The sequence below is a fragment of the Acrocarpospora catenulata genome (assembly GCF_018476525.1).
Taxonomy (GTDB): Bacteria; Actinomycetota; Actinomycetes; order Streptosporangiales; family Streptosporangiaceae; genus Acrocarpospora; species Acrocarpospora catenulata.
Map to the genome: position 1 here is coordinate 166,821 of NZ_JAHCST010000010.1, position 16,750 is coordinate 183,570.

12 protein-coding genes are annotated in these 16,750 nt (G+C 71.0%); 5 read left to right on the plus strand and 7 right to left on the minus strand.

All coding sequences use genetic code 11. From position 1 onward, the window contains the following. Positions 1 to 7 precede the first annotated feature (7 nt). Genes KIP79_RS13115 through KIP79_RS13130 form a run of 4 tightly spaced genes read left to right on the plus strand, consistent with a single transcriptional unit; the run spans position 8 to position 4,372 of the window. Positions 8 to 1,039: a zinc-dependent alcohol dehydrogenase gene (locus KIP79_RS13115; RefSeq protein WP_214105034.1), complete on the plus strand. Its 1,032-nt coding sequence runs from the start codon at positions 8 to 10 to the stop codon at positions 1,037 to 1,039. After that, complete coding sequence (locus tag KIP79_RS13120; protein ID WP_214105035.1) at positions 1,036 to 2,124, plus strand: NADH:flavin oxidoreductase/NADH oxidase; 1,089 nt, start codon at positions 1,036 to 1,038, stop codon at positions 2,122 to 2,124. The genes KIP79_RS13115 and KIP79_RS13120 overlap by 4 nt, the downstream gene beginning before the upstream one ends. A gap of 2 nt (positions 2,125 to 2,126) precedes the next feature. Further along, entirely contained in the window at positions 2,127 to 3,548 is a 1,422-nt protein-coding gene (locus KIP79_RS13125) for an NAD-dependent succinate-semialdehyde dehydrogenase (RefSeq protein WP_214105094.1), read from the plus strand. A gap of 20 nt (positions 3,549 to 3,568) precedes the next feature. Then, the gene (locus KIP79_RS13130; protein WP_214105036.1) at positions 3,569 to 4,372 is read left to right on the plus strand and encodes an SDR family NAD(P)-dependent oxidoreductase; all 804 of its coding nucleotides are present in this window, start codon (positions 3,569 to 3,571) and stop codon (positions 4,370 to 4,372) included. A gap of 47 nt (positions 4,373 to 4,419) precedes the next feature. Here KIP79_RS13130 and KIP79_RS13135 read toward each other — a convergent pair whose 3' ends face one another. Continuing rightward, positions 4,420 to 5,043 carry a hypothetical protein gene (locus KIP79_RS13135; protein ID WP_308169702.1) on the minus strand — a complete coding sequence of 208 codons (624 nt, stop codon included), beginning with the start codon at positions 5,041 to 5,043 and terminating at the stop codon, positions 4,420 to 4,422. A gap of 186 nt (positions 5,044 to 5,229) precedes the next feature. Between KIP79_RS13135 and KIP79_RS13140 the strand changes: the two genes are divergently transcribed. Further along, positions 5,230 to 5,523 (plus strand): hypothetical protein, encoded by a 294-nt coding sequence (locus KIP79_RS13140; RefSeq protein ID WP_214105037.1) that lies wholly within the window; start codon positions 5,230 to 5,232, stop codon positions 5,521 to 5,523. Between the two features lie 68 nt (positions 5,524 to 5,591). On the opposite strand, the gene KIP79_RS48285 is transcribed toward KIP79_RS13140, so the two are convergent. From KIP79_RS48285 to KIP79_RS13170, 6 genes are all read right to left on the minus strand, one after another. Further along, positions 5,592 to 6,398, minus strand: coding sequence for a TNT domain-containing protein (locus KIP79_RS48285; protein WP_214105038.1), 807 nt, complete (start codon positions 6,396 to 6,398; stop codon positions 5,592 to 5,594). 301 nt (positions 6,399 to 6,699) lie between these two features. After that, on the minus strand, positions 6,700 to 8,622 hold the full coding sequence (locus KIP79_RS13150; protein WP_214105039.1) for a YehQ family protein: 1,923 nt from the start codon (positions 8,620 to 8,622) through the stop codon (positions 6,700 to 6,702). Then, positions 8,619 to 9,737, minus strand: a complete 1,119-nt coding sequence (locus KIP79_RS13155; protein WP_214105040.1) for a VWA domain-containing protein — start codon at positions 9,735 to 9,737, stop codon at positions 8,619 to 8,621. Before KIP79_RS13155 ends, KIP79_RS13150 begins: the two co-directional genes overlap by 4 nt. After that, positions 9,734 to 11,977: a DUF5682 family protein gene (locus tag KIP79_RS13160; protein ID WP_214105041.1), complete on the minus strand. Its 2,244-nt coding sequence runs from the start codon at positions 11,975 to 11,977 to the stop codon at positions 9,734 to 9,736. Before KIP79_RS13160 ends, KIP79_RS13155 begins: the two co-directional genes overlap by 4 nt. Before the next feature lie 2 nt (positions 11,978 to 11,979). Then, entirely contained in the window at positions 11,980 to 13,056 is a 1,077-nt protein-coding gene (locus KIP79_RS13165; protein WP_214105042.1) for an ATP-binding protein, read from the minus strand. Continuing rightward, the gene (locus tag KIP79_RS13170; RefSeq protein ID WP_214105043.1) at positions 13,053 to 16,556 is read right to left on the minus strand and encodes a WGR and DUF4132 domain-containing protein; all 3,504 of its coding nucleotides are present in this window, start codon (positions 16,554 to 16,556) and stop codon (positions 13,053 to 13,055) included. The genes KIP79_RS13165 and KIP79_RS13170 overlap by 4 nt, the downstream gene beginning before the upstream one ends. Between the last annotated feature and the right edge of the window lie 194 nt (positions 16,557 to 16,750).

The following is a 16,750-nucleotide window of genomic DNA, read 5'->3' on the forward strand; positions in this document are numbered from 1 at the left end:
CGCCGCCATGACGATGACCTCTGATCTGCGCCGGGCCGTGGTGGTCCACCGAGGAGACGGCGGCCTGACGGTCAGCTGCGACCTGCTGCCCGTACCGCCGCTGGAGGACGCCGCCCTGCGGGTCCGCCCCGAGTACGTCGGCATCTGCGGGTCCGACCTGGAGCAGCTCTCCGGCGGGATGGACCCCAGCTTCGAAGTGCGGTTCCCGCACGTGATGGGCCACGAGTGGTCCGGCGTGGTCGTCGAGGCCGGATCCGCCACCTCGCGGTTCCGCCCCGGCGACCGGGTGATCGGGCACGGCGCAATGGGCGGCAACATCTGGTTCGGGGTGTCCACCGACGGCGCGATGGCCGACACCTTCCTGGTCCCCGAGGCGATGTGCTTCGCCATGCCGCCCGCCGTCTCCTCGCTCCGCGCCGCCCTGGTCGAACCCCTCGCCTGCTCCCTCCAGGCGCTGCGCACGGCGGGCGGGGTGGATGCCGGGCACACCGTGGCGGTCTTCGGGTGCGGGGCCATCGGCCTGTCCATGGTCGGCCTGGTCCGCACCCTCGGGGCCCGGGTGGTGGCCGTGGACCGCAGCTCGTACCGGCTGGGCATCGCCGCGCAGCTGGGGGCCGACCGCTGCGTGGAGGCGGGGCCGGGCGTGGACGTCGCCGCCGCCGTCCTGGACGTGCTCGGCCCGCGCGGCGCCGACCTGGTGGTCGAGGCGTCCGGGGCTCCCGCCGCGCAGGCCGCCGCGCTCGACGTCACCGCACAGGACGCCAGGGTGCTGTTCATGGGCCTGGCGCACCGGCGCTCCGACCAGGTGTCGCTGCACCAGATCCAGAACCGCAACCTGCGGCTACTGTCGTCCACCGGCGCACCGCCGCACATCTGGGAGCCCGCGCTGCGGCTGCTCGACCGTACCGGCCTGGACCTGGCGCCCCTGGTGTCGGACGTGTTCGCCTTCGAGGACTGCGCCGCCGCCCTGGCCGCGGCCGCGGACGCCACCACGCACGCCAAGGTCATGCTCAGCCCGGACGGGGGAGGCAGCCGGTGAGCCCGCTGTTCACCCCGCTCACCATCCGGGGCACCACCTTCCGCAACCGCGTCTGGGTCTCCCCGATGTGCCAGTACGCGGCCGAGGACGGCCTGGTGTCGGACTGGCACCTGGTCCACCTGGGCAGTCTGGCGACCGGCGGTACTGGGCTGATCCTGACCGAGTCCACCGGGGTCACCCCCGAAGGCCGGATCAGTCCGTACTGCGCGGGCATCTGGACCGACGAGCAGACCGAGGCCTGGGCGCGGATCGTCCGGTTCGTCCAGGGCCAGGGCACGCCCATCGGTCTCCAGCTCGCGCACGCCGGGCGGAAGGCGTCCACCTCGGCCCCGTGGACCGGCGAGCGTTGGGTCCCGTACGCCGACGGCGGCTGGCCGACCATCGGGCCCTCGCCGGTCCCGTACGGCGACCTCCCGGCCCCTCGCGAGATGACCGAGGAGGACCTGAACTCGGTCAGGGACGCCTTCGTCGCCGCCACGGAACGCGCTCTGCACGCCGGATTCGACGTGGTCGAGATCCACGCCGCGCACGGCTACCTGCTGCACGAGTTCCTCTCCCCGCTGACCAACCATCGCACGGACAGGTACGGCGGCTCGTACGAGAACCGCGTCCGCTACCCCCTGGAGGTCGTCGCCGCCGTCCGCGAGGCGTGGCCGGCCGACCGCCCGCTGTTCGTCCGCCTCTCGGTCACCGACTGGGCGCCCGGCGGCTGGGACCCGACGTCCTCGATCGAGCTGGCCAGGCGGCTGGCCGCGCTCGGCGTGGACCTCGTGGACTGCTCCTCGGGCGGGCTGCTCCCCGACGCCGCCATCCCGGCCGACGGCACCTACCAGACCGACCTGGCCGAGGCGGTCCGCGCGGGCGCGGACGTCCGCACCGCCGCCGTCGGCCGGATCACCGACCCGCGGCAGGCCGAGAACGTGCTCGCCACGGGCGCGGCCGACGCCGTGCTCATCGGCCGGGCCATGCTCCGCAACCCGCGCTGGCCGCTGGCCGCCGCCGGGGCGGTCGGCGCCGACCTGTCCTGGCCGGTCCGGTACGAGCGGGCCAAGCCCCGCCCCACCCCCGTGGAGAAGAAGTCGTGAAAATCAGATCCGAACTGTTCATCGGCGGCGAATGGGTCACCGGCACCGGCACGCTGCCGGTCGTGGATCCCGCCGTGGGCGAGCCGATCACCGAAGTCGCCGTGGCCGGCGAGCGCGAGTGCGCCCAGGCGGTCGACGCGGCCGCCGCCGCCCTCGGGCCGTGGGCCGCCCGCGCCCCCAGGGAGCGCGCCGAGATCCTGCGCCGGGCGTACGAGCTGATGACGGCCGAGGCGGACGACATCGCCCGGCTCATCGTCCGGGAGAACGGCAAGGTGTTCGCCGACGCCAGGGCCGAGGTCGTCTACGCCGCCGAGTTCTTCCGCTGGTTCGCCGAGGAGGCCGTCCGGGTCTCGGGCGACTACCGGCTCGCCCCCGGCGGCGACAAGCGCATCATCGTCACCCACCAGCCGATCGGGGTGTCGCTGCTCATCACGCCGTGGAACTTCCCCGCCGCGATGGCCACCCGCAAGATCGGCCCGGCCCTCGCGGCGGGCTGCACGGTGGTGCTCAAACCCGCCACCGAGACCCCGCTCACCGCCCTGGCCGTCGCCGACGTACTGGCCCGCGCCGGGGTCCCGGCCGGCGTGGTCAACGTGGTGGTCGCCGCCCCCACCGCGCAGCGGGTGCGGGAGATGCTGCACGACCCCCGGGTCGTCAACCTCTCCTTCACCGGGTCCACCGAGGTCGGCCGGGTCCTCCTGCACGAGGCGGCCGACCAGGTGGTGCGCACCTCGATGGAGCTCGGCGGCAACGCGCCGTTCCTGGTGCTGGCCGACGCCGACGTCCGGGCGGCGGTGGAGGGCGCGATGATCGCCAAGCTCCGCAACGGCGGCGCGGCGTGCACCGCGGCCAACCGCTTCTACGTGCACCGCGCCGTCGCCGACGAGTTCACCGCGGAGTTCAGCCGCGCGATGGCCGCGCTGAAGGTGGGCCCCGGGCTCGACCCCGCCAACCAGATCGGCTCCCTCGTCTCCACGTTTGAACGCGGCAAGGTCGCCGAACTGGTCGACCAGGCGGTCGGGGCCGGCGGGCGGCCGGTGACCGGGGGAGCCATCCTGGCCGGGCCGGGGGCGTTCTACCCGCCCACGGTGCTCGCCGGCATCGAGCCGGACGCCGCCATCCTCGACGTGGAGATCTTCGGGCCGGTCGCCCCCATCGTGGTGTTCGACTCCGACGACGAGGCGGTGGCCAGGGCCAACGCCACGCCGTACGGGCTGATCAGCTACGTCTACACCGGGGACCTGCGCCGGGGGCTCCAGATCGCGGAACGGCTCGACGCCGGCATGGTCGCCCTCAACCGGGGCGTGCTCTCCGACCCCGCGGCGCCGTTCGGCGGCGTCAAGCAGAGCGGGCTCGGCCGGGAAGGCGGGTTCGACGGGATCCACGAGTTCCTGGAGACCAAGTACATCGCCGCCGACATCTGACCACACGAAACGGAGTAACCATGCAGACCAACCTTGCGGGACGGAAGGTCCTCATCACCGGCGGCGCGTCCGGCATCGGCGCGGCGGTCGTCCGCGCGATGCTCGCGGAAGGGGCCGACGTGGTCGCCGCCGACTACGCCGCGGACCTGCTCGACCAGCTGGAAACCGACACCAAGGACCTGCCCGGCGCGCTGCGCTCGGTCCGCGCCGACCTGTCCACCCTGGACGGCTGCGAAAGCGCCGTCACCGGCGCGCTCGACCATCTGGGCGGCCTGGACATCCTGATCAACAACGTCGGCACCGGGAACGTCCGCACCTTCGAGCAGCTCACCGACGACGAGTGGCTGCAGACCATGAACCTCAACTTCATGAGCTACGTCCGGGTCAGCCGCGCCGCCCTGCCCCACCTGCGCGCCTCCCAGAACTCCCCGGCCATCGTCAACAACGCCTCCGACCTGGCCCGCCAGCCGGAGACCCAGCCCATCGACTACGCCGCCTCCAAGGCCGCCGTCCTCGCCGTCACCAAGGGCCTGGCCCGCGCCGAGGGCCCGCACATCCGCGTCAACGCCGTCGCCCCCGGCCCCATCTGGACGCCCTTCTGGACCAAGCCCGGCGGCTTTGCCGACAACCTCGCCGCCCTGCACGGCATGGAGCCCATGGCCGCGGTCGAACACGAGATGAAGCTCCGGCAGCTTCCGCTGGCCCGCCTGGGCACGCCCGAGGAGGTCGCCAACGTCATGGTCTTCCTGGCCAGCCCTCTGTCGGCCTTCGTGACCGGCGCCGTGTGGGGCGTGGACGGAGGGAGCATCCGCGCCCTGTACTGATCCTTTCCTCGTGGCCGGGCGCCGTGCACTCCACGGCCGCTCGGCCCCTAACTCAGCAGAGTGGCCAGCACGAGCCACGTCGCGGTGCCGCCCGCGAGCGTCCCGGCGGCGGCTTGGGCGGGCGTGTGGTCCTTGAGCGTCACCCGGGACCAGGTGATCGCCCCGACCAGTACGGCACCGGCCGCGTAGACCGGGGCCGGTGGCAGGAGCCTGGCCAGCATCACCACGCTGCCGGTCGCCACCGCCGTATGGAAGCTGATCTTCCACCAGAACGTGATCGGGCCGGTCACGGCCAGTGTGGCGAGCATGACGGCCACGCAGGCGATCATCACGTCCGGGGCGCCGAGAACGACCAGCAGGGCCAGCGCGGCTACCACCAGGGCGACGATCACTCCGATCAGCCATGGACGTTGGGCGCGGTCGCTGATGTGCTTGTCGCCGAACCGGCCTGACCGTACGCCCGCCATGATGACCGCGAGGGGGATGCCGCCGCACAGCGAAGCGGCCAGGGCGCCCCAGGCCAGGCCGTACCAACCGCCGGTGAGCGCGCCCACCACGAAGGGCAGCGCTATGACGAAATGCGCGGGCGCGAATATCTCCGTCAGGCCGTGAGCGAAACGATTCTCCCCCTGCGGGCCTGCCTGCACGTTCCTGCGACCTGTCGAAGCCACGCCGTTTCCTTCTCGAGATCCTTCCGGACGCTCGATCGTAAAGGAAAGTCAGCTAGTGAATCAGGTAGATCATCGTCGAAAAAGGTCAACTGGGCTTTTGCGTAATCTCGATTGTGAGTAGTAGGTGTGCCTGATGTTCGTCGTACCTGCTCAAGGAGGCGGCAGGCCGCCTTACCGTAACCCACTGTGAACGAGATCGAGTGGACAGACCTTCTTGGGGCGATAGGCGGGGCGCTGGGCGTGGCCGCGGGTGTGGCGGCCGGGATCACCGCACTGGGGGCGAAGCGAACGGCGGACCACCTGACAGTGGCGTCCGATTCTTCGGGGTCCTCGGGTCTTTCGGGGTCTTCGGGGATGGCGGCCCGCCGAGGCGGCATCATCGCTGACCGGTCGGCAGCGGGTTCCAGGATCGGCGTCGGTGAGCCCTTCTACTTCACCCCCTGTAGGAAGGGTCTGCAACCGCACATCTATTTCATGTGACGGTGCCGGGGGAGCCGGGGCCCTCCCGGCGGATGTGCGGGAGGGCCGTCGCGTCCGGTGTAGTGCGGTTAGTTGACGCGCTTCAAGTAGCCGTTTTCAGGGTCAGCCAGCCAGGCGATGGCGAGCTCGCCGGCGGAGTTGGACGGCGGCGCCCCCTGAATGTGCTTCGCCAGCGTGTGGTACTGCCTGCCCTGCCCCCACATCTGGAATGCCCGGGAGGTCGGTCCGGCGTCTACCTTGAACTCCTTCATCACCCGGTAGACGTGGTAGTTGCAGACATGGGCCTTGTCGTCGGAGAAGGTGTTGAGATTGCTCGGCGGCAGCCCCCGCTCCACGTACGGCGTGCCGAACGGGGCAAGGAACGCGCCACCCTCACCACCGAAACGGTCGACCAACATTCCGACCGGCAGGGTCCGCGTGGAAACAAGCGGCTTGGCATTGGGCCAGCCCCCCGCATGGGCGAATCCGAAGTCGGGCGGGAAACGATAGAAACCGGTCTCCTGGTTGAAGTAGCGGTAGAGGAACTTCTGCGGCGACAATCCCCCGAAGGGTACGTATCCCCTGAGAATTCTGCCGATGACACCAGTCTTGGGCAGGTACTTCGGGCCGAGTTTCTGGTCCCCCATCACGTACGGCGGGCCGCAGACGATACCCGGGGGCTGCCGGACCCTCGACGCCTCACCCACTTCGGCCCGCGTCCGGGTAGCGGGCGGGTCCTCTTTCCGGTCTTCCGGCTCTTCGTTCGCGACGGGGGCGGGCGCGGGCGGCGGGCTGGTGACGACCTGCGCGGCGGCGTGGGCCGGGGTGGCGGTGAACGCCCCGGCACCGATGGCGACAGCGGCGATCAGCAGCGCATGCCGAGATAGAAGCTGCACGGACTCTCCTGTATGAACTCACACGAAGTGAGATCGGACATATCCGCATCAAGAAGCAATTCCATAGCGATTCGGGAAATTGATCCGAATTCCCCGACCGAATGCTCCGGATGCACTGCAGCCGTGCCTACCCGGCCATTCTTAAGGCTTAGCGCAAGGAATTTCGCCAGGAGATCAAAAGGTGCGCCCCATCATCGAACAAACGCACATCAAAGCCGACTGTCGGCCATATTCCAAGCCGTACCAATAATCGCCAGAAAGACGCCCAGGTAGTGCGCGGAATTCGGTCGCCGCTTGGCGGTCAGTTCAGGTCCAGAGCAACCTCCAGGCGCAGGTAAGCGTCAATCCAGGCCTCCTCCACCGCCTCGTCGGAGTCGTGGCTCCGCCTCGCCGCGAAGGCCGTGACGGCCTGCGCGATGCGATGGAGTCCGAGCACGCTCAACCGCCGTGCCGCGGCGGCGAGCCGGACGTCGTAGGTCGGCAACAGGTGAGACAAACCGTGATGGGCCACCTCGGCGAGCAGCCCCCGGGTGTCGATCAGAGCCGCGGTCAGTGGTCCGTGCCGGTCGTCCTCGGCGACCAGGAGCCTGCCGCTTCCCACGGCAGGCTGTAGGTCGGGGACGACGACCCGGCCGCCGACCGCCAGACCGACCGGTTCGATGACGACACCGCCCGCGGTCCGCCCGACCACGCCGCTGACGAAACGCAGTTCGCCCTCCTCGCCGGCGAGCACGGCGGCCAGCGAGTAGAGGCGTCCGAGGGCGGCGCCGGTGTGCGTGGCTCTGACGGTGGCGGTGTTCCCCGCCTGGTCGACGATGACCGCGTCGAGACGCTGGTCTCCGGGAGCGTAGGTGATGGTTTCCACCCGAGCGACGGCGACGACCCTGACCAGTTCCGCCTCCACCCGCGGGCGGATGGGCCGGAGCGTGAGGGCGTCGAGCTCACGGCTGAGCACGGCGAAGTCGGTCACCACCAGCGACGGCGACAGTTCACCCCAGTCGCCCCGGGACGGGCTGACTGTCGTCTTGGAGATCCGCCCGGTGGCCAGCCGCACCGTACGGCTGGCGCTGCGGACGGCCGACTCCGTGACCAGGTTGCCGGTGGCCAGCGCGGCCAGCGTGGACGTGGCGATCCGCCGCCCCGCCAGCGCCTCCCCGTCCTCGTCGCCGTCCCACCTACGGCGCAGGACCAGCACCATGGCACTGTCGCTGTGGGCCAGATAGACCTCGGCGATCCGCTGATCGCCGAGACCGCGGATCCGGCAGCCGAGGCTCTCCAGCCGGGCCCGGCGCAACGGGGTCTCGGCGGCCTCGGCGGTGCCGAGCACGCTGCTGCGCAGGGTGGAGTCCGGCCGCGTCACCGCCCGGTGCCGGGCGTGCAACTCGGCGAGGTGGCTCGCGAGCAGCTCGGGACGGTAGTGGGCGCTACGGTCACGATAGGAAGCCAGTTGCTCGGCGAGGTCGCCGACGGCCAGCAGCGGCCAGCGCAACCCCGCGCCGTCCAGGTGGCGCTGCACGTCGGCGATGGTGGCCTCCAGGCCCTGACCGAGATGCGCCGCACCCTCGCGCAGGACCGTGCCGGCCAGGCCCAGGGCCCGCTCCAGCCCGGATCCGGTACCGGCTTCGGCCTCGCCACCGACGTCGACCCGCACCTCGGGCACGCCCGGGTGCAGCTCGTCGGCGACCCGGAACGCCCACACCGCCAGGGCGATCACGTCATCGCGACTACCGGCCACGGTGTCGGTGTGCACGAACCCGAGGTCGCCGGGGACCAGAAAGCGCACGGTCGCGGTAGCCAGCTCGACCTGCGGCACCGGATCGGTGGAGGTCGCGCGGCGGACCCGCGCGGTGAATCCGGTTCTTTCCGTACGGCGAGCGGCGGCCATCAACCGGGCCCCGATCTTGGCGGTGAGTTCGTCGTCGGTCACCTGCCCCGGTGACCAGGGCAGGGGCTCCGGGGCGGCCTCAGCGGGCTGACGCTGGTAGGCGAGGATCACCCCGACGACGTGCCGGCAGACGCCGGTGGCGCCGCAGGTGCAGCGGGCCACGTCGAGGCCGCCGGGAGGCAGGGTCGCGGTCAGCCCGTCGGGGAAACTGCCGTGCACGGTGCCGTCAGCGTCGGTCGAAAGCTCGGGCGCGGCTTCCTTGCCGGCACGTTTGACCAGACCGCGATTGGTGAGCGCGGCGAGGGAGTCCGCCGTGAGCCCGAGCAGATCCGTCCTCATCGGCCCACGTGCTCCGCCACGAAGGACGCCAGCTCGCCGGGTGTCATCGCACCCACGTAGGCTCCGGCATCGGCCAGGCGCTGCGCCAGCTCCCGGTCGTAGGCGGGATTGGCCTGCTCATCGAGGGCGGCCAATCCCAGCACCTTGCTGCCCTGCGCCACCAGGTCGCGCACGATGCGCACCAGCCGGTGCGGATCACCGCCCTCGTAGAAGTCGGAGATCAGCACGACGATCGCCCGGCGCGGCTGATCCACCAGGCCGGCCCCGTACGCCGCCGCGCGGGCGATGTCGGTGCCGCCGCCGAGCTGGACCTTCATCAGCAACTCCACCGGGTCGTCGACGTCGGCGGTCAGGTCCACCACCTCGGTATCGAAGGCGACCAGGTGGGTGCGTACCCCGGGCAACCCCCACAGGCAGGCCGCGGTGACCGCCGAGTGGATCACTGAGTCGACCATCGACCCGGACTGGTCGACGAGCAGGATCACCTGCCACTGCTCAAGGTGGCGGCGGGTGCGGGAGAAGAAGTACGGGGTCTCGATCACCACCTTGCCGGTCTCCGGCTGGTAGCGGCCGAGGTTGGCGCGCAGGGTCCTGACCATGTCGAAATTGCGGGCCAGCCGCATCCGGCCGGGCCGTCGCACCTTGGTGCCGGAGAACGCGCTGCGCACCTCGGTGGCGAGCTTGTCCATCAGCTGCCGGACGACCTGCTCCACGATCCGCCTGGCCAGCCGCAGCACCTGCGGGTTCATCAGGTGCTTGGTCCGCAGCACCGCCTTGAGCAGCGCGGGATTGGGTTCGATGCGCGCCAGCACGGCCGGGTCGGTCACCACGTCATGGATCTCGTAACGCTCGACCGCGTCCCGTTGCAGTCGTTCGATGGTCTCCTTGGGGAACAGCCGGGTGATGTCGTCGAGCCAGTCAACGGTGGTCAGCGTTGATTCGCCCGTCCCGCCGCGCCGTACCCCACGTCGGCGCAGGTCCTCGTCGCGGCCGTAGAGCCAGTCCATTGCCGCGTCACGGGCGGCGGCCTCTGCGTCGAGCTGCTGCCCGCCGAGGCAGGCGCTGCCCGCCTCGCCGAGCAGCAGGCGCCACCGTTCCAGGGTGGGGTCGGTCATGACGCGATCAGTCCTTCCCGGCGCAGTGCCGCCTCGACCCGCTCGTCCAGTGCCCTACCGGCGGCCACCAGCTCCGGTGCCGCCTCCAGCCGCATCAGATCCCAGCCGGCCACGTCGCCGGCGCGCCGTTCGACCAGACGAGTGGCGATGAGGTGCCGCTCGCGGGGCGAAAAGAAGCCGAACGCCTGGCGCAGCGCGGGCAGGGCCACCAGGAAGTCGTGATCGGTCATCCCGCCGACCAGCTCATCGAGCAGTTCCAGCATGCCGGCGGTGTGCAGCACCTCCTCGCGGGCGAGCGCGAACAACCCGGCCAGCCAGTCCCCGGCCGACGCCGGGACGAACGCGCCGCGCAAGGCCCGGGCGGGGTCCGCGGCCGCCGTGCCCCGCAGTGACCAGCCCAGACCCAACGACGCTCCACGCAGGTCGGGTGGCGCCTCCTGGCGGGCGGCGAGCCGGTCCGCGACGCCCAGCGCCGCGTCCGTGTCCAGTCCGAGTGACGGACCGGCGTGTCTGAGAGCGTCGCGGACGGCGGTCACCGCGTCGATGCGCTGGAGGTCGGCCGGTGCGGGGCCGCCGCGCACACCTTCGGCCAGCCACAGCGCCCGGCGGGTGGCGGCCTGGACCACCGTGCCCAGGGTGGTGCTGCCGCTGGTGCCGAACAGGCCGTCGTGGCGCCACATCGCCAGGGTGACGGTGAGGGTGCGGCCCAACGATCCCAGATCGGCCGCCGCGCCGACAGCCCGCGCCAGATCGTCCAGCACCTGTCCGGTCAGTTCGCCGATGCCGCACAGCGCCGCGTCGAACAGGACGTCGGCCAACTGGTCCAGATCCGCGCCCGCGATCCGTTCGGCGAGGGCGGCAGCCGCCGCCTCCTGCGGGTCCACGCCATACCCACCGGCCTCGATCAGCGCGGGCAGCCGGTCGTCGGACTCGGTCAGCGTCCATCTTTCGACCAGCTCCGTACCGCCTGCCGGGCCAGGTCCCGAGATGCGCGTCACGCCGGGGATCCGCAGCACCCGCAGCCGGTGCAGCAACCGGCTGCGATCACGGTCGGCCTCCTTGCCGAGGTCGAGCCGTTCCTCACCCGGACCGCCCAAGACCGCGAGAACCGTCCGGACCAGCGGTGGCAACGGAGTCGAGTGATGCAGGCGGCCCACCCGGTCACCGCTGAGGGCCGCGATCATCTCCACGATCACCGGATGGTTGCCCGCCTGCAGCGGGCCACGGGTCGCCCAGGGCAGCGGGGCTTCGAGCGCCTCGCTGACCAGCGCGCTGGCCAGGCCGTCCAGCACATCGACCCGGGCCGGATGCGGATGACCGCGCAGCAACGCGAGCCCGTCCGCGATGGCCCGAGCGGCGATCAGGTCCGCGGTGGACACCGGCTGACGACGGCCGCGCAGCCGGGCCGCCACCGCCTCGGTGAGCCTGCGGGCGGCGTCGGCGGGACCGGACTCCCACAGGTCCTGGTAGTAGCCCGGCGACGGCATCCCCGACTGGTAGCCGTCGAAGGCGTCCAGCCGCCGGAACGAGTACGGCACCAGGTAGCTGCCGACGGCCGCGCCCTCGGGCGGCTGCGGCACCTCAGGCCAACTCCGGTCACCCTGCTCGGCCAGCCGGATCAACGCGGGGCGGTGGAAGCCGCCCGTGACCACGACCACCGGCCGGTCGCCCGCGTCGGCGACGGCGGCTCGGATCCACTGGGCCATGTACGCCTCGCGGGCCACGTCGTCCGGCCCGGTCCGCGTGTCGCCGCGCACCAGTTCGAAGTAGGTGCCCAGCCGTTCGGCCAGCCCGTCGGCCGGCTCGATCTCGAACAGGTGGTCCCACAACGCGTCCACGTTGTCCACGGCGAAGGTACGGTACAGCCGTCCGGTCACCTCGTTGTAGCGGGCCTCGGCGTCGGCGTAACGGTTGCGGACTTCGGCCAGCGCCGGATGCCAGGCGGGCAGGTCGATGAAACGCAGCTCGGAGCCGACGTCACGGCCCGCCGTCAGCGCCGTCCACTCCGGGGAGTAGTCGCACAGCGGCGTCCATGAACCGTGCCGTCGCTGCGAATCCCGGTAGCTGGTGTAGACCGCGATCGGCAGCTCGTGATCCAGCAGGAGCTCATCCATCCGGTGGTTCATGTCCGCCGGGCCCTCGACCAGCACATACGCGGGCCGTACGGAATGAACGGTCTCGGCGACCAGCCGGGCACAGGCGGGACTGTGGTGCCGCACGCCCAGGAAGGTGACCGTCATCGTCAGCCCGGCAGCAGGTGACGGGCCTCGTACAAGGCCTTCCACTGGTCGCCGTGCCGTCGCTGCTCCAGATATCTGCGGAGTTTCGCCAGGTCCTCCGGGTTGTCCTTGGCCGCCGTGCCGGCCAGGCAGGAGACCAGGTCCGCGGCGGTGCCGGGCTCGCCGCGCAGGAACCAGCCGCGCAGCCCGACGGCGTGCGCGACCGAGACGGCCTCGGCGGTGCTCATCACCCCCGACAGCCGGTCGGTGGCGTCACCGCGCGCGGTCTGCCCCTCGCGCAGCTCCCGGAACGCGGTGACCAGGACCTCCAGCACGTCGCGCCGTGGCGGCGCGCCGACGCCCGACCGCTTCAGGAGAGCGGTGGCCTCCGCTTCCACCAGTCGCAGCTCGGTGTCGAAGTCGGCGATCGGGAAGACCGTCTCGAAGTTGAACCGGCGTTTGAGCGCGGCGCTCATCTCGTTGACGCCGCGGTCGCGGGTGTTGGCGGTGGCGATGACGGTGAACCCCTCCCGGGCGAACACCATGGCCTCCGGACCGGTCAGCTCCGGTACGGCGAGCACGCGGTCCGACAGAGGCGACAGCAGGCAGTCCTGCACCTCCAGCGGGCACCGGGTGATCTCCTCGAAGCGCACCACCTTGCCCTCGGCCATGCCGCGCAGCAGCGGAGCGGCCACCAGCGACCGGGTGGACGGGCCCTCGGCGACCAGCAACGCGTAGTTCCACGAATACTTGATCTGGTCTTCGGTGGTGGCCGCGCCGCCCTGGACGGTGAGCGTCGAGGTTCCGCTCACCGCCGCGGCGAGCAGCTCGGACAGCAGCGACTTCGCGGTGCCCGGCTCACCCACCAGCATCAGCCCGCGGTTGGTCGCGAGCGTCACCAGGGATCGGTCGATCAGTGAAGGATCACCCACGAACTTGCGGCTGATGCCCAGCTTCTCGTCCCCGAGGACGAAGCGCCGGGCGGCCCGCAGGCTCAACGCCCAGCCGGGCGGCCGGTCGTCGGCGTCGTGCTCCCGCAGCCGGGCCAGCTCGTCGGCGTAGCGGATCTCCGCCGGGGGCCGCTGGACGTGCTCGTTCATCGGGTGACCTCCCGCAGGTCCCGCAGGATCTCGGAGACGGTGATCGGATCGAGGCCGTCGAGGGCGATCCCCACCAGGGTCTGCTCGTCGGCGAAGTCGAGGTATCCGACCGCGATGCCCGGATCGAGGCCGATCGTGATGGTCCTGCCGTCGGGCACGTCCCGCTCGATCCAGCCCTGCCAACCGGCGTCCTGCGGCGCGCCTCGCCGCCAGCCGCGCCGTTCCAGGCCGACCACCTTGACGGTGGGGACTCTGGTGGCGCTGATCTCGGCCAGCAGCGTCTCATCCAGGTGATAGGTCTCCCGGCCCAGTTGCGGGAACGGCTGCAGGATCTCGTAGTCGGCGAACACCTCGGCCCAGGCGGCCAGCTCCTCCGCCAGCTCCAGCGGGTGCGCCACCCCGATGACGGCCTCGTCGGGCAACGTCAGCGTGTCGTCCTCGACATCGGCGAAACTGCGGTCCTCGGCCACGCGCAACGCGCCGGTGAGCAGGCCCGAGGGGTCGTAGACTCCCCACACCAGCCGTCGCACGATGTGCCAGAGCAGGGGATGACCGACCAGCAGCCGCCTGAACTCCGCACCACTCCAGCGGCGCCGGCTCACCATGGCCTGCTCCAGCCGGTGGATGTTGTCCGCGGCCACGGCGCGTACGTCCTTCTTCAGCCCGGCGAACCGCTGGTAGGCGGCAGGCGCGAGCTCCGGATCGTCGTTCACCCCTGGCTTGGGAAGGTTCTTGAGCTTCTTCCCCGCGGCGTCGGCCACGTACGGCTTGAGCTGCTCGTCGAAACCGACGACGAACTGCCTGCGGCCGTAGTCGAGGGTCAGGCTGCCGTCGGCGGACAGTCCGAAGTCCGGCACCAGCCGGTCGGCCAGCTCCTGCGACGTCAGGCCGAGTTCCGCGGCCACCTCGTCCATCTTCTGCCTGGCCCGGTTCTTGAGCCCGTTGAACTTGACCTTCTCGGCGATGCCGTGCAGGTGCATCAACGCGACCTCGGAGCCGATGCCGGCCAGCAGGTCAAGACCGGTGACCGCACGCGCGTGTCCGCCCTCACCGGGCCAGGCCCTGATCAACGGCGTCAGCCGCCGGACGGTCTCGTCGTCGCCGAGCAGCCCCAGCGCGTCCATCACCCAGCTCTCCTTGGCCGGGTAGCCGGCCGCCTGCCAGCGCTGGAACAGCGCCCAGCCGAAGTCCGCGAGGCTGCGGCTGTCGCAGGCCTGTCTGACCAGGGCGAGACCGGCGTACGGATCACCGGGCCGGGAGATCGCCAGCATCGTCATCACATGGCGGACCGCCTCGGCCGGCAGCGCGCCCGCGTCGCCGTGCAGGTGGATCGGTGTCAGGATCGCGACCTCCGCCCATTCGGGCAGCACGGGCATCTTGTCAGGCAGCGCGTCGAGCGGGTCGGCCGAGATCAGGTCGGCGACCGCGGCCTCGGCAGCTGGGCCGTAACCCGCGGCGGCCTCCGTCACAGCGTCGCGGCCACCGCCTGCGGCCAGCACGGCCAGCGCCTGCTCCGCCTGTCGCCGGGCCGGCCCGGGCTTGCCCAGAGCCGCCGGGATCAGCGCCCGCGCAGCCGCCTCGGGGTGGCGTGCCAGCCACGCCAGCGCGGTGGCCCGCACCGACTTCAGCCGGGCCAGCCACTCGGCCATCAGCACAGCGATCTCCGGGCCGGTGAACGGAAGCAGCGCCGGAGCGATCGCGGTCGGGCTGCGCCGGGCGGTGTCCAGCACCATGGGCAGCGCGGCCAGCTCGAACCTGGCGACCACCCTCGGCATCCATTCGGAGGCTCCATACGGGTCAGCCCAGCGCCACTTCTCGATCAGCGGTTCGGCCAGCTCCATGGGCCCGGAGACGAACAGGGCAACTTCGTCGTACCAGTAGCTCTCTCGGGCATTGGCGATCCGGTCGGCAATCTCTTTCCAGTTCCGGCTGGGCCGACTCCATGAACCGTGCCCAGGCCGGGCGGAACGCCAATTGTCCCGCTCGTCCGGCCCCCACACCAGGGTCGGCTCATCGGCACACACCAGGCCACTCACGACGACCGGCTTGCGGGCCGTACGCGGACGGGTCCAAGGAGGGCTGACCAGTACCTCGGGCAAGGCCTCAAGCGGAGCAGTGGGGACGGCAGCGGCTGTTGCGATCTTGTTGATTCGATCGGCGGCGGCACCATCAACGCTCGCGAGCACCTCGGCCACCAGGTCGGGATGGGCCAGCACGTGGGCGCGCAGCAGCAGGTCCGCGACCTTGCCATTGGTGGTGGCCAGCATCCGCATCGCCCGGCGCGGGAAGCGGGCCGCCGCGCGCAGGAGGGCCGGCTGGGTGTACTTGTGCTCGATCCGGTCGAGGAGTGCCCGCATCGCCGCGTCTGTCGGCAGTTCGGCGAGCACACCCAGCAGCCGCCGCTGGCTTTCCGAGTCGTAGAGTTCGTCGAACCAGCCGGCCAGCACCGGCACGGCCGCGTCACCCATGCCGTCGACGATCGTGACAGGCAGAGTGAGGGGGCTAATCATGCCGTAACCCGGCAGGTGGCTCACGATGAGCGCCGCATGCTCCGGCGTGCTGATCGCGGCGATCAGGCCGAGGGCGAGATGCGGATTGACGCGGCTCACTTCGGCGCAGTCGGCCGCAACCCAGTCGACCTCGGTCGGCGCCAGGTAGGAAGCCGCCGCTCGATGATGGAGCCCGCCGTCACGGCTTTCGGCCAGTGCGGCGACGACCTCGGCATACTCGGCATCCGATGCGGCCGCGAGGGCGACACGGACCCGCGCGGCGATCTCCGTCCGATTCCAGTCGACCCAGTGGTTGGGGGATTCACCGTTGGCCAGCCGCCGGACTGCTCGCGTGTGCTCGTCGACAGCCATGCAATCCAGCGAGGACAGTTCGGCCACGGCCACTGCCGCGAACATCAGGCCACGTTCGACCAGCCAAACGTCGGCGAACAGGCGCAGCGACGACTGATTGTCCCATGGCAGGAATGCGGCCACCATTTTCGCGACCACCGCAGCGCCAAGCGGCGTGGCGGTGGGCTCCCCGGCCAGGTACGCCGCGCCCGCAGCAGCGATCTCCGGGTCGGAACACTGCGCCAGCGAGTCAATGATCGTCTGCCGGCGCTCGTCCAACCATGCGGCGAGTTTCTTGGGCGCGCCGGCGTCCGGCCTTCTCGCGGCGACCTTCACTCCACCCCGCCGCGGATGGAGAGCGCGCAGCCACGCGGTCGGCATCGTCAGCCGATCCTCATCCTCGGCGCTGTCGATCTCAGCCGGGGAGGTCACCGGCGCGGCGACCGCTTCGTCTTCCGTGTAGCCCTTGCGTAACTTCTCCGCCACCAGTTTGTCGGCCGCCGCCGCGGCGGCGTCGGCGGAGTCGAACGACCTGACCTGCGTCTGACCGGCCGCGCCCAGCCGCCCATACCGGATGTTCAGCTCCGTACCGTTCTGCCGCACTTCCCAGAACTTCGCCGAACCGCCGCCGACATAGGTCAGCAGCCGATCTGCGCTCATGCCGATACCTCCACGCTGGGTTTGATGTAGGGCTCGTTGTTAGAGCGAAGGAGAGGCCGCGCCATCTCCGATGCCTCGTGATCGCCAGCGCCGAGTATTGCGCGTACGACTGACAAACTGGCGCGCACCGCATCGCCGGCGGATTCACCGCGTGGAGTTGAGAAGACGACGAAGGGCCCGGATCGCGTTGATCC

What these genes read in the sequence shown, in the direction of transcription:
- KIP79_RS13155 (WP_214105040.1), bottom strand. Translation starts at nt 9,737, where the DNA reads ATGACCGACCCCACCCTGGAACGGTGGCGCCTGCTGCTCGGCGAGGCG.
- KIP79_RS13150 (WP_214105039.1), bottom strand. Translation starts at nt 8,622, where the DNA reads ATGAGGACGGATCTGCTCGGGCTCACGGCGGACTCCCTCGCCGCGCTC.
- KIP79_RS13130 (WP_214105036.1), top strand. Translation starts at nt 3,569, where the DNA reads ATGCAGACCAACCTTGCGGGACGGAAGGTCCTCATCACCGGCGGCGCG.
- KIP79_RS13160 (WP_214105041.1), bottom strand. Translation starts at nt 11,977, where the DNA reads ATGACGGTCACCTTCCTGGGCGTGCGGCACCACAGTCCCGCCTGTGCC.
- KIP79_RS13170 (WP_214105043.1), bottom strand. Translation starts at nt 16,556, where the DNA reads ATGAGCGCAGATCGGCTGCTGACCTATGTCGGCGGCGGTTCGGCGAAG.
- KIP79_RS13165 (WP_214105042.1), bottom strand. Translation starts at nt 13,056, where the DNA reads ATGAACGAGCACGTCCAGCGGCCCCCGGCGGAGATCCGCTACGCCGAC.
- KIP79_RS13115 (WP_214105034.1), top strand. Translation starts at nt 8, where the DNA reads ATGACGATGACCTCTGATCTGCGCCGGGCCGTGGTGGTCCACCGAGGA.